Genomic DNA, 12,098 nt, shown 5'->3' with positions numbered 1-12,098 from the left:
TTCAGCGGCTGACGACGAGCTGCGCGTGCTCAGACCAGGCGGGCCACTCGGGCCCGGATCTCTGCAGCGATCTCGTCGACCGGTGCGGCGGCATCGACCACGAGGAACCGCTCGGGTTCGGCCGACGCGAGCGCGAGGTAGGCGCTTCGCACCCGATCGTGGAACTCGGATGCCTCGGCCTCGAGTCGGTCGTAGCGTGTGCGTGCACCGTCGAGCCGGGTACGAGCCGACGCCGCATCGAGATCGAGCAGAATGGTGAGGTCGGGCAGGAGGCCCTCGGTCGCCCATTCGGAGAGTCCGCGCACGGCCTCGGGATCGAGCACGCGCCCGGCGCCCTGATAGGCCACCGAGGAGTCGATGTAGCGGTCCTGGATGACCACCTCTCCGCGCGCGAGCGCGGGCCGGACGACGGTCGCGATGTGATGCGCGCGGTCGGCGGCGTAGAGCAACGCCTCGGCGCGGGGGGCGATGTCACCGCGATGGTGCAGCACGATCTCGCGCACCTCGACTCCGACCTCGGTGCCGCCCGGTTCACGGGTGCGCACCACGCTGCGCCCGGCCTCACCGAGCCATGCGCCGAGCAGTTCGGCCTGGGTCGTCTTGCCGGACCCGTCGCCGCCCTCGAAGGTGATGAAGAGCCCGCTGCTCACTTCTTGGTCGCCGCCTTCTTCGCCGGAGCCCGCTTGGCGGGCGCCTTCTTCGCCCGCGGCGCCGCCGGGCCCTTGTCGCGCTTGATCTGCAGCAACTCCACCGCGCGTTCGAAGGTGATGTCTTCGACGGACTCGGCGCGCGGGATCGTCGCATTCGTGGTGCCGTCGGTGACGTACGGTCCGAAACGGCCGTCTTTCACCTTGATGGGCTTGCCGCTGACGGGGTCGGCCTCGAACTCCTTGAGAGCGCTCGACGCGGTGCGGGCGCCGTACTTCGGCTGGGCGAACAACTCGAGGGCCCCATCGAGTCCGATCTCGAAGATCGCGTCTTCGCTCGGCAGCGTGCGGGTGTCGGTGCCCTTCTTGAGGTACGGGCCGTAGCGGCCGTTCTGGGCGGTGATCTCGGCCTCGGACTCGGGGTCGACCCCGACGACGCGCGGCAGGTTCAGCAGGCGCAGCGCCGTCTCGAAATCGATCTCGGCGATCTGCATGCTCTTGAAGAGCGACGCGGTGCGCGGCTTCTCGGCAGGCGTCTTCTTCGCTGCGCGCTTGGCCTTCGGCTTCGGCGCGTCGGTCACCTCACCGGTCGCGGGGTCGACGGTACCCTCCTGAGCGGTTGCGGAGGCCGCGGCATCCGCTTCGGGCACTGCGACGGGCTGGGGCTCGAGTTCGGTGACATACGGGCCGAAGCGGCCGTCTTTCACGACGACCTCCTTGCCGTTGTCAGGGTTCACACCGAGCACGCGCGCCTCCTGCACGGGCGCATCGATGAGTTCGCGGGCCTTCGCCTCGGTGAGCTCGTCCGGCGCGAGGCCGTCGGGTAGGTTCACCCGTCGAGGCGTCGCATCGGGAGCGGCGCCCTCTTCGACCGTCTCGAGGTACGGACCGTACTTGCCGATGCGCAGCGTGATGCCCGGCGCGATCTGCACCGAGTTGATCTCTCGGGCGTCGATCTCACCGAGGTTGTCGACGACCTGTCGCAGACCACGATGCTTGTCCGAGCCGAAGTAGAAGCTCGAGAGCCAGTCGACCCGATCGGCCTCGCCTGCGGCGATGTGGTCGAGGTCATCCTCCATCTCGGCGGTGAAGTCGTACTCCACGAGATCACCGAAGTGCTCTTCGAGCAGCCGCACGACCGAGAAGGCCACCCAGCTCGGCACGAGTGCCTGACCGCGTTGCGTGACGTAGCCGCGGTCGAGGATCGTCGAGATGATCGAGGCGAACGTCGAGGGTCGGCCGATGCCGAGTTCTTCCAGCCGCTTCACGAGGCTCGCCTCGGTGTAGCGCGGCGGCGGCGACGTCTCATGGCCCTTCGCCTCGAGGTCGGCCATGGCGAGCGACTGGCCCTCCTTCAGCGGAGGCAGTTTCGCCTCGCCGGGAGCCTCTTCGGCGTTGCGCTCCTCGTCGCGGCCCTCTTCATAGGCGGCGAGGAAACCGCGGAAGGTGATGACCGTGCCGCTCGCGGTGAACTCGGCGATCGTACCCCCCACAGGGGCGGTCGGATCAGCGGGAGCCGCAGCATCCGCCGCCGTCGGCCCGACCTCGATCGTGACGGTTGCCGTCTGGCCCTTCGCGTCGGCCATCTGGGAGGCGACGGTGCGCTTCCAGATCAGGTCGTAGAGCTTGAACTCGCTGCCTCGCAGCACGCTCTGCAGTTCGGCGGGCGTGCGGAACACCTCGCCCGACGGGCGGATCGCCTCGTGCGCCTCTTGCGCGTTCTTCGATTTGCCGGCGTACGCGCGCGGCTTGTCGGGGATCGAGTCCGCACCGTACAGCTTCGTCGCCTGCGAGCGCGCCGCGGTGATCGCCTGCTGCGAGAGCGACGGCGAGTCGGTTCGCATATAGGTGATGTAGCCGTTCTCGTAGAGCGACTGCGCCACGCGCATGGTGTCGCGCGCCGAGAGGCGGAGCTTGCGGGCGGATTCCTGCTGCAGCGTCGACGTCGTGAACGGCGCCGCCGGGCGACGCGAGTACGGCTTCGACTCGACCTTCGAGACGGTGCGCGAGACGGCATCGTCGGCGAGCGCCGTGACGAGCGCCGCGGCGGTCGCTTCGTCGAGCACGACGGCCTTGCCCTTCAGCTTTCCGGCGTCGTCGAAGTCGCGGCCGGTCGCGACACGCTGACCGGCGAGGCGCACGAGCTTCGCCTCGAACGAGGGCGAGCCCTCGGATGCCGCGTCCGCGAAGCGTCCCGCGAGGTCCCAATAGCCTGCGGAGACGAAGGCGAGGCGCTCGCGCTCGCGGTCGACGACGAGGCGCGTGGCCGCCGACTGCACGCGACCGGCGGAGAGGCCGGGGCCGACCTTGCGCCAGAGCACGGGCGAGACCTCGTAACCGTAGAGGCGATCGAGGATGCGCCGGGTCTCCTGCGCGTCGACGAGTGCGGTGTCGAGATCGCGGGTGTTGTCCTTCGCCTTCTGGATCGCGTCCTTGGTGATCTCATGGAAGACCATGCGCCGCACCGGCACCTTGGGCTTCAGCTCCTGCAACAGGTGCCACGCGATGGCCTCGCCCTCGCGGTCTTCATCGGTGGCGAGCAGGAGTTCGTCGGCCCCCTTCAGCGCACGCTTCAGTTCGGCGACGGTCTTCTTCTTGGAGTCGGAGACCACGTAGTACGGCTCGAAGCCGTTGTCGACGTCGACCGAGAACTTGCCGAGCGGGCCCTTCTTCAGCTCTGCCGGCAGGTTCTTCGGCTCGATGAGGTCGCGGATGTGCCCGACGGACGACAGCACTTCGTAGCCCTCGCCCAGATATTGGGCGATGGACTTCATCTTCGTTGGCGACTCGACGATGACCAGTTTCTTCGCGCCTGACACCGGACTCCTCTGTATTGACGATTGGGACGAGAACGCACATTCGAGACCGCGCCCCCGAGCGGTGTGCCATCTGACGGCGAAATGGTCCGCCGACAGCCACACGATACACACACTCGCCGAGAGGAGGCGCACCGTGGTGCCGTCGGGCCGGTTCCACGGCATTCCCTTCCGCCTCTTGCGGTTCCCGCGGGGCTGAGGAGAATGACCATCATGGACACCTCAACGACAAGTTCGTACACGGCGATGCTGGTCGACGGACCGCTCGAGGGCAAGACGGTGGCCACCGCCTTCCTCGAGTCCGGAGATCCCCGCCCGCGCCTCGAACTCGGCACCGATCACGGCAAGCACTACGTGTATGCCCGCGCGGCCGGCATGGAGTTCGCGGCGGAGGGCGACGACCGACCGTCGGCCGTCGAGTACCGCTACATCGAGACCGTCTTCGACTGAGCTGCGAGTTTCGGGAACGACCCGCCGGCGGCGAGTTTCGGGAGCGACCCTCGACCCTCGGCGGCGAGCCTCGGCCGGGGTTTCAGCCGGGCCCTCCGGGCGGTCCGGCGCGAGCCGATGCTGAGACCGCGAACCCCGCCACGGTGTCGATGACGACGATGACGGATGCCGCGGCGCCGTCTCCTTCGCAGGCGCTCAGCCGCGCACCGTTGCGGGCGGCAACGGTGTCTGCGAGTGCGCACGGCACGCCCGCCACGGCGCCCGAGATCGCGTCGGCCGCCGCGAGGGCAGCGGCGTCTGCCGCGTTCGACGCCCGTTGCGAGACGACGAAGACGCCGAGCAATGCCGTGAGCGCCACGGCGAGCGCGGCCATCGCCCCGATGACGCCGACGGCGAGCACGGAGGCCGCGCCGCGATCAGCATCGACACGACGCCCGGCAGCATCGATGCGACGCCCGGCAGCCATCACCGGCCACCCGTCACGGCGCAGGACTCGGCCCGGAGTTCGATCGCCGCGAGCAGTCCCCCGCCCGAGGACGTGAGCATCGCACACACGAACTGACCGTCGACCGCCACCGAGAGATCGGCGCCGCCCGAGACGCGGTCGGCGATGGCCGCCGCCGCGGAGTTCGACTCCCCGCGCCCGAGCGATCTGGCGGCGTCGGCCGAAGCATCCGTCAACCGAACCTGCTGCGCCGCCAGTTGCACCGAGGCGAGACACGTCGCGAGCACGAGCGCGATGGCGGGCAGCGCGACCGCGAATTCCGCGGTCACGCTACCTCGCTCGCTCTCAGCCGACCGTGAGCGCATTCCGCACGAGATCGGTGAGGATGCCGCGCACCTCGTCGCCGCGGAGGATGATGACGAGCAGGCCGGCGAACCCGACCGCCGCCATGGTCGCCACGGCGTACTCGGCCGTCGCTGCTCCGCGTTCCCCGGCGAGTCGCACGGCGATCCGCCTGGCGACGAGGCGCGCGCGGCCGGGTCGTGTGCGGTCTCGGGGGTGTTCGGTCGCAGAGGGTTCGGCTGCGAGGGGTTCGGCTGCGGGGTGTTGGTGCATGGTGTTCCTTCCTGTGTTGCCGGTTCGCCGGCAGTCGGGTGGCACGAGTCGGGTCGGTTCACAAAGCACCGCCGAGGGTGCCCGTGATGACCGAGATCATGAGCGGTGCGACGCCGAGCAACACGAAGGCCGGGAGCACGCACAGCCCGAGTGGAAGCATGAGCCGCACGCCGAGCGCGGCGGCCCGCTCCATGCCTGCCGACCGCGCCGCCCGGCGCAACCTGAACGCCTCGGCGCGCAGCAACTCGGCGACCGGAGCCCCGGCACGCGCCGCGAGCCCGAGCACCGCGTCGACCTCCGCTCCGTCGCCGGCGTGCGGCACGTACTGCTCGATGGAGCTGCGTGCCAGTGCTCTCGCGCGATCGATCGACACTCCGCTCGACATCGCGATCGCGAGCAGTTCGAGTTCGAGCCCCGCGTCGACGCGCGATCGGCCGGCGCGAGCGGCGAGCGTCACGTTCCATCGGTGACCAGCCCACAAGCACACGAGCCCGAGGCCGAGGCACACGAGTCCGACGGGATTGCCGAACAGCACGCCGAGCGTGTCGAAGCCGAGCGTCGCACCGAAGACGACCGCGATCGCCGGCAACGCCATCACGAGGCGGGCACTCGCCGCCGGGCCCGCGAGTGCTGCGCGCACCTCTCGGCGCAGCTGCGCCTCGTCGCGCAGCACCGCGGCGAGATCGCGCAGGCTCCCGGCGAGCGGCGCACCGGCCCGGACGCGACGCCCCACGCCGCCGCGAGCACCGGCCAGGCTCGAAGCGCCGGGACGCACCCGAACCGCCTCCGTGATCGCCGGCGACACCTGGTCGCCATTCCCGGCCGCCACGGCCGCCGCCGCGAGGACCGCAGCGTCGGGCGCTGCGATCGACTCCGCGCCGACATGGCTCCACGCGGTCGCGGCCGGCACGCCTGCCGCGAGCAGCACGGCGAGCCGTTCGGTGACGGCAGCGATCGCATCGACCTCCGCGGCAGGATCGCGACGTCGCCGCAGTCGCACGACGCCGCTGCGGAACGGCAGCGGCCGGATCGACCGTCGTGTGCTCGATCCACGCCGCGGCCGGGGCATCCGCTCGCTCATATCGCGTCGACCGTGAGGCGGTCGTCTCGCTGCTCGAACCGGCCCATCTGCGCGAGGCGGCGGCGGCCGTCGATGCGATCGAGATGGAGCACGAGGTCGAATGCGCTGACGGTCTGCCGTGCGAGGGCGTCGGGAGTGAGCCCGGCGATCGCCCCGAGCGCTTCGAGCCTCGCCGGCACATCGGCGAGCGAGTTCGCGTGCAGCGTGCCTGCGCCACCGTCATGGCCGGTGTTGAGGGCCGCGAGGAGTTCCCTGAGCTCGGCGCCACGGCATTCACCGACGACCAACCGGTCGGGGCGCATGCGCAGTGCCTCGCGAAGCAGCGCGTCGAGGCCGACCCTGCCCGTGCCCTCGAGATTCGCCTGGCGAGCTTCGAGCGAGACCACGTGCGGGTGGTCGATCTGCAACTCGGCGACGTCTTCGATGACGACGAGCCGCTCACGCTCGGGCGCTTCTCCGAGCAGCGCGCCGAGCAGTGTGGTCTTGCCCGTGCCGCCGGCGCCGGTGATGAGAACGTTCTTGCGGGCGCCGATCGCCTGTCGGAGCGCCGCCTCGTGCGAGGCGTCGACGAGACCTGCGCGCGCGAGCGCAGCAAGCGAGAAGCCGCCCGCTCGCGGCACCCGCACGGAGATCGTCGTGCCGGTCGCCGACACCGGCGGCAGTACGGCATGCACACGGATGCCGGCGCCCAGGCGCACATCGACCGCGGGAGTCGCTTCGTCGATGTGGCGCCCGCCGCGGGCGATGAGGCGCACCGCGAGTGCCCGCACCGCGGCTTCATCGGCCGCCCACTCGGGTTCGTGCTCTGCGCCGGCGCCGCGATCGATCCAGAGCCCGCGGTCACCGTTCACGAAGAGGTCGGTGACCGGCCCGTCGAGGGCGAATGGCTCGAGCGGGCCGAGTACGGAGAGATCGGCACCCGGCCGCTGCGTCGGTGCGACCGCCTCTGCCTGGCCGGCTCCGGCAGACACTCCCTGGCCGGCTCCGGCAGACACTCCCTGGCCGGCTCCTGCAGGCACCGCCCGGCCGGCTCCTGCAGGCACCGCCCGGCCGGCTGCGGCCGAGCCCTGCGGCGCCGGCGCCGCCCCGGCCGGCCCGAACGTGCGCTCAGTCGCGAGTGAGACGAGAGGTTCGCGCTGCCAGGACGGCGACGCCACGAAGGGATGAGTCATGCCGCGAGCGTAGGAAACGACGCCGGTCCCGAGGCATCCATTCGACCGGAGGTACGGAAAAGTCCTCCCCCACAGTGCTGTGGAGGAGGACTCGACCTGACGCTTCGCCGAGACGGGAAGACGCCTGAACGAAAAGGGGGCGGCACCCATTGGGGGGAACAGGTGCCGCCTCGGCAGCACAAGGATTGGGGGGAATCGCGAGCGCTGCAGGCCACGAAACGAGTGTTCGGGCGGTACTCAGCATACGGCTTGCTGAAGGATGCGCAAGCATTTTCTGTCCTCATTTGTGCCGACACACAGAATTCTCTGCGCTTGGACACAGCTTGGCGTAGCAATCATCCAACCGGTGCTGCCGCGACGCAGCAGAACGACACGATTCTTCACCCGATCCGCGCGGCGAGTAGTGTGCTGCGTGGGGCAGGCGACCCATCCGAAAGATGACTCGCGAAGGAGCGACTGAAGAAACATGACTGTTCAGATCGATCATGCGCTCGAGGAGATCCGGCGATTCCGCCCGAGCCCCGAGTTCGCCGCCCAGGCCGTCGCCGGCGAGCAACTCTATGCAGACGCCGCGGCCGACCGTCTCGGCTTCTGGGCAGACCAGGCCAACGAGCTCCTCACCTGGAGCACTCCGTTCACCCAGACCCTCGACTGGTCGAATCCGCCCTTCGCCAGGTGGTTCCACGACGGCGAGCTGAACGTCGCCTACAACTGCCTCGACCGTCACGTCGAGGCGGGAAACGGCGATCGAGTCGCCCTCCACTTCGAGGGCGAGCCCGGCGACAGCCGAGCCATCACCTACGCCGAGCTCACCGCCGAGGTCAAGCGCGCGGCCAACGCGCTGCTCGCACTCGGCGTGAAGGCGGGCGACCGCGTCGCCATCTACCTGCCGATGATCCCCGAGGCCGTCGTCGCGATGCTCGCGTGCGCGCGCATCGGCGCGGTGCACTCCGTCGTCTTCGGGGGCTTCTCCTCGAAGAGCCTGCAGTCCCGCATCGACGATGCCCAGGCCGAGGTCGTCATCACGGCAGACGGCGGCTACCGCAAGGGCAAGGCCTTCCCGCTCAAGCCGACCGTCGACGAGGCGATCGAGGCCGCGGAGACCACCGTGCGCTCGGTGCTCGTCGTCAACCGCACGGGCAGCGATGTCGCCTGGGTCGAAGGCCGCGACGTGTCGTGGAGCGAGCAGCTCGCCGCCGTCGACGCCGAGCACGTCGCGCAGGGCTTCAATGCCGAGCACCCGCTGTTCATCCTCTACACCTCGGGCACCACCGGCAACCCCAAGGGCATCCTGCACACGTCGGGCGGCTACCTCACCCAGACGGCGTTCACCCACAAGAACGTCTTCGACCTGCACCCCGAGCGCGACGTCTACTGGTGCACGGCCGACGTCGGCTGGGTCACCGGCCACTCGTACGTCGTCTACGGCCCGCTCGCCAACGGCGCCACCCAGGTGCTCTACGAGGGCACCCCCGACACTCCGCACCCCGGCCGCTGGTGGGAGCTCATCGAGAAGTACAAGGTCTCGATCCTCTACACCGCGCCCACCGCCATCCGCTCGTTCATGAAGCAGGGCCGTGATGTCGTGCACGACTACAACGTGCGGTCGCTGCGTCTGCTCGGCTCGGTCGGCGAGCCAATCAACCCCGAGGCCTGGATCTGGTACCGCCACGTCATCGGCGGCGGCTCCATCCCTGTGGTCGACACATGGTGGCAGACCGAGACGGGCGCGATCATGATCTCGGCGCTTCCTGGCGTCACCGACCTGAAGCCGGGTTCGGCGCAGGTGCCGGTTCCCGGCGTCTCGATCGACATCGTCGACGACGACGGCAACCCGATCCAGGGCGAAGGCGGCGGCCTCCTCACGATCACCGAGCCGTGGCCCGCGATGCTGCGCGGCATCTGGGGCGACCCCGAGCGCTTCAAGGAGACCTACTGGGAGAAGTTCGGCGACAAGTACTTCGCCGGCGACGGCGCGCGCCGCGACGAAGACGGCGACATCTGGCTGCTCGGCCGGGTCGACGACGTCATGAACGTCTCGGGCCACCGGCTCTCGACCGCCGAGATCGAGTCCTCACTCGTCGCCCACCCGTGGACTGCCGAGGCCGCGGTCGTCGGCGCGTCCGACGAGACCACCGGCCAGGCAGTCGTCGCGTTCGTGATCCTGAAGACCAGCCAGGCCGCTAGGGTGACGGATGTCGCAGAAGCGAGCGACGAACTGCGCAAGCACGTCGCCCAGCAGATCGGCGCGATCGCCCGGCCCCGTCAGGTGTTCATCGTCAACGAGCTGCCGAAGACGCGATCGGGCAAGATCATGCGTCGCCTCCTCCGCGATCTCGCAGAGGGACGCGAGGTCGGCGACACGACGACGCTCGCCGACACGTCGATCATGCAGGTCATCAGCGAGCAGGTGAAGTAGGGCGCAGCGCCCCTGCGCCAGCAATTGCGCGTGCACTTGCGCGTGTGGTCTGCACTTGTGATCTGCGCCTGCGCCTGCGGTCTGCACTCGCGCCTGCGCCTGCGCCTGTGATCTGCGCCTGCGCCTGCGCCTGCACTTTTGCCTGCGCCTGCACTTGCGCCTGCACTTGCGCCTGCACTTGTGCCTGTGGTCTGCGCCTGCGCCTGCGCCTGCGCATTGTAGGACGTTGGGCCCTTTGTAGGACGAGCTCACGCGAGCTCGTCCTACTTTGCGGCGAACGTCCTACATTCGTTGGGCGGAATCTGGCGTAGGCGCGGCACGCAAGCGCGGCACGTAAGCGCGGCACGCAGGTGCGGCAGAGGCCAGGTTCGGCGAAGACGCGCCGGGCGGCATCAGGACGCCCGCAGCCGCCCGCCGGTCAGGTGTCTGCCGCTCTGCACGAGACCCAGGACCGTCGACTCGATCATCGACCACTCGCGAACCACGAGGTCGCGGCTGTACCGCAGCACGATGTACCCCTTGCGGCGAAGCCGATCGTCTTGCCGGAGATCGCGATTGTGCTGCCGGCGCTCGCTGTGCGGCCCGAAGCCATCGAGTTGCAGCACGAGCGCCGTGCCGATGAGGCCGTCGACCGGATGGCCGTCGATGATCACCTGCGGCACCATCACGATGCCCCGCCGGGCGAGGCGCATGCGCGCGAGGGTCTCGGAGTCGGAGTCCGATGCGGGATCGGCGTGCGCGAGCACCACTGCGAGCGCGGCATCGCGTGCCGCGAGTTCGCTGGCTTCGCCGAGTTCGATCAGGCCCCGCCGCAGAGCGGAATCAGTGACGATCACCGCCTGCTCGAGCGGCTGGCAGCGTGCAATCGTGAGCAACGTGTTCGCGACCGACTGGATGGGGGCACGAACCCGCGGCGCAGCGTCGGGTTCGGGATGCCGCGTCCAGTGCTTGCGGAGCGGCAGGGCGCACGCGGGCTTCGAGGGGATGCTCGTGTGGATGCGCGGTGTATTGCGCGCAGCACTGACGTGGAGCGCCTTCGGTTCGAGATCCCACATGCCGTGCACCACAGCCGCCGAAACGCAGGCGAGTGTCACGCCGGCGTGCGCGGCTCGAACCAGCCGAAGATCGCAGGTCGGCGCGGCGAACCAGTCGCGTCTGACGCGACGCACGTACCCCCGGTCGACCGCCGCACGCAGCACTCGCGCCGACACACCAGCGGCCTGGAGCTGCACACGGTGCGCGATGTGCAGTGAGCCGAGCGCGCTCACGACCGCTGCGAGATCGGCGGCGGCACGACGGGCGGCCTCTCGATCGTGCTGTCTCATGCTCGAAGCATCCGCTGCTCGAGCCGTTGCGCGCCGTCGCACGCTGCATCTGTGGACGATGTCTGCACACGACCATCTGTGGAGGAGTCATCGACACGTCAGCAATGTAGGACGAAGGGCGATGTGTAGGACGATCATCGAACAAGTCGACCTACACATCGCCCTTCGTCCTACATTGCGAGCGGCAGGAGCGGCGAGCGGCAGCAGGAGCGGCGCGCGGCAGCGGCGCGCGGCAGCAGGAGCGGCGCGCGGCAGCGGCGAGCGGCAGGAGCGGGAACGCGAGCAGCGGCGCGCGCGGCGCAGCGGCGCAGGAGCGCGAGAACTACGCGAACTCGACCACGAGCTCGAGCTCGACCGGCGAGTCGAGCGGCAGCACCGCGACGCCCACCGCCGAGCGGGCGTGACGACCCGCGTCGCCGAAGATCTCGCCAAGCAGCTCGGATGCCCCGTTGATGACGCCGGGCTGACCCGAGAACGAGGGGTCGGATGCCACGAAGCCGACGAGTTTCACGATGCGGGTGACGCGGTCGAGCGAGCCGAGCTCGGCACGAACCGCCGCGAGGGCGTTCAGCACGGCCGCGCGGGCGTAGGTCTTCGCGTCGGCGGCGGGAACGAGGCCATGACCGTCGCCGACCTTGCCGGTCGCGGGCAGCGCACCCGCCGTGAACGGCAACTGCCCCGAGGTGTAGACGTAGGCGCCGGTGACGACGGCCGGCACGTATGCGGCGACGGGAGTGGCGACCTCGGGCAGCTCGATGCCGAGCTCGGCGAGGCGTGCTTCGGCGGCGGCCATCAGGCTTGGCCCTCGAACTGCTTGGCGGCTTGTGCGGCCGCGGCCGCGCCGGCGGATGCCGCAGCAGACGATTCGCCGCCAGTGGGGCGCTTCAGGTAGGCGACGAGGCCGCCCTCGGGCCCCTGCACGATCTGCACGAGCTCCCATCCCTCGGAACCCCAGTTGTTCAGGATCGCCGCCGTGTTGTGGATCATCAGCGGAGTGGTGATGTACTCCCAGGTCGTCATGGTTCCTCGTCTCTCGGCCGTGAGCGTCGATCGCTCACTCACTGTGGTGTCGAACGGAATGCAGGTTTCGCGTGCATCGGCGAGCCTCCACCATGATGGCGCGCTCAG

The 12,098-nt window shown here is 69.6% G+C and carries 12 protein-coding genes; 2 read left to right on the top strand and 10 right to left on the bottom strand.

The window, feature by feature from the left end:
- Window positions 1-29 precede the first annotated feature (29 nt).
- Together tmk and topA are read right to left on the bottom strand one after the other, a co-directional pair.
- Window positions 30-650, bottom strand: a complete 621-nt coding sequence (gene tmk / locus FHG54_RS06940; protein ID WP_139416627.1) for a dTMP kinase — start codon at window positions 648-650, stop codon at window positions 30-32.
- Window positions 647-3,466, bottom strand: coding sequence for a type I DNA topoisomerase (gene topA, locus FHG54_RS06935; protein WP_139416626.1), 2,820 nt, complete (start codon window positions 3,464-3,466; stop codon window positions 647-649). Before topA ends, tmk begins: the two co-directional genes overlap by 4 nt.
- Window positions 3,467-3,676: 210 nt before the next feature.
- On the opposite strand from topA, the gene FHG54_RS06930 reads away from it, so the two are divergent.
- Complete coding sequence (locus FHG54_RS06930) at window positions 3,677-3,913, top strand: hypothetical protein (RefSeq protein ID WP_139416625.1); 237 nt, start codon at window positions 3,677-3,679, stop codon at window positions 3,911-3,913.
- 82 nt (window positions 3,914-3,995) lie between these two features.
- Here FHG54_RS06930 and FHG54_RS06925 read toward each other — a convergent pair whose 3' ends face one another.
- Genes FHG54_RS06925 through FHG54_RS06905 form a run of 5 tightly spaced genes read right to left on the bottom strand, consistent with a single transcriptional unit; the run spans window position 3,996 to window position 7,226 of the window.
- Complete coding sequence (locus FHG54_RS06925) at window positions 3,996-4,379, bottom strand: Rv3654c family TadE-like protein (RefSeq protein WP_139416624.1); 384 nt, start codon at window positions 4,377-4,379, stop codon at window positions 3,996-3,998.
- Entirely contained in the window at window positions 4,379-4,687 is a 309-nt protein-coding gene (locus FHG54_RS06920) for a TadE family type IV pilus minor pilin (protein WP_232331615.1), read from the bottom strand. The genes FHG54_RS06925 and FHG54_RS06920 overlap by 1 nt, the downstream gene beginning before the upstream one ends.
- A gap of 16 nt (window positions 4,688-4,703) precedes the next feature.
- Window positions 4,704-4,973 (bottom strand): DUF4244 domain-containing protein, encoded by a 270-nt coding sequence (locus FHG54_RS17135; protein ID WP_139416622.1) that lies wholly within the window; start codon window positions 4,971-4,973, stop codon window positions 4,704-4,706.
- 58 nt (window positions 4,974-5,031) lie between these two features.
- Entirely contained in the window at window positions 5,032-6,042 is a 1,011-nt protein-coding gene (locus FHG54_RS06910) for a type II secretion system F family protein (protein ID WP_168197134.1), read from the bottom strand.
- Between the two features lie 8 nt (window positions 6,043-6,050).
- Window positions 6,051-7,226 (bottom strand): TadA family conjugal transfer-associated ATPase, encoded by a 1,176-nt coding sequence (locus tag FHG54_RS06905; RefSeq protein WP_139416620.1) that lies wholly within the window; start codon window positions 7,224-7,226, stop codon window positions 6,051-6,053.
- Window positions 7,227-7,692: 466 nt separating this feature from the next.
- Between FHG54_RS06905 and acs the strand changes: the two genes are divergently transcribed.
- A complete protein-coding gene (gene acs, locus FHG54_RS06900) occupies window positions 7,693-9,645 on the top strand; it encodes an acetate--CoA ligase (protein ID WP_139416619.1) in 1,953 nt (650 codons plus the stop codon).
- Window positions 9,646-10,037: 392 nt separating this feature from the next.
- Here the strand turns inward: acs and FHG54_RS06890 are convergent, their stop codons facing one another.
- From FHG54_RS06890 to FHG54_RS06880, 3 genes are all read right to left on the bottom strand, one after another.
- Window positions 10,038-10,970 carry a DUF559 domain-containing protein gene (locus FHG54_RS06890; RefSeq protein ID WP_139416618.1) on the bottom strand — a complete coding sequence of 311 codons (933 nt, stop codon included), beginning with the start codon at window positions 10,968-10,970 and terminating at the stop codon, window positions 10,038-10,040.
- 322 nt (window positions 10,971-11,292) lie between these two features.
- Window positions 11,293-11,763: a RidA family protein gene (locus tag FHG54_RS06885; protein WP_139416617.1), complete on the bottom strand. Its 471-nt coding sequence runs from the start codon at window positions 11,761-11,763 to the stop codon at window positions 11,293-11,295.
- Window positions 11,763-11,990: a Sp36 family protein gene (locus FHG54_RS06880; protein WP_056652364.1), complete on the bottom strand. Its 228-nt coding sequence runs from the start codon at window positions 11,988-11,990 to the stop codon at window positions 11,763-11,765. The genes FHG54_RS06885 and FHG54_RS06880 overlap by 1 nt, the downstream gene beginning before the upstream one ends.
- Window positions 11,991-12,098: the final 108 nt, after the last annotated feature.

This window comes from Agromyces laixinhei (assembly GCF_006337065.1).
Lineage (GTDB): Bacteria > Actinomycetota > Actinomycetes > Actinomycetales > Microbacteriaceae > Agromyces > Agromyces laixinhei.
This window is presented reverse-complemented; position numbering and strand designations above follow the sequence as displayed.

Bases quoted from the DNA above. Each gene is read 5' to 3' on its own strand.
- FHG54_RS17135 (WP_139416622.1), bottom strand. From the start codon at position 4,973: ATGCACCAACACCCCGCAGCCGAACCCCTCGCAGCCGAACCCTCTGCG.
- FHG54_RS06905 (WP_139416620.1), bottom strand. From the start codon at position 7,226: ATGACTCATCCCTTCGTGGCGTCGCCGTCCTGGCAGCGCGAACCTCTC.
- FHG54_RS06910 (WP_168197134.1), bottom strand. From the start codon at position 6,042: ATGCCCCGGCCGCGGCGTGGATCGAGCACACGACGGTCGATCCGGCCG.
- FHG54_RS06885 (WP_139416617.1), bottom strand. From the start codon at position 11,763: ATGGCCGCCGCCGAAGCACGCCTCGCCGAGCTCGGCATCGAGCTGCCC.
- FHG54_RS06880 (WP_056652364.1), bottom strand. From the start codon at position 11,990: ATGACGACCTGGGAGTACATCACCACTCCGCTGATGATCCACAACACG.
- FHG54_RS06925 (WP_139416624.1), bottom strand. From the start codon at position 4,379: ATGGCTGCCGGGCGTCGCATCGATGCTGCCGGGCGTCGTGTCGATGCT.
- acs (WP_139416619.1), top strand. From the start codon at position 7,693: ATGACTGTTCAGATCGATCATGCGCTCGAGGAGATCCGGCGATTCCGC.
- FHG54_RS06890 (WP_139416618.1), bottom strand. From the start codon at position 10,970: ATGAGACAGCACGATCGAGAGGCCGCCCGTCGTGCCGCCGCCGATCTC.
- FHG54_RS06930 (WP_139416625.1), top strand. From the start codon at position 3,677: ATGGACACCTCAACGACAAGTTCGTACACGGCGATGCTGGTCGACGGA.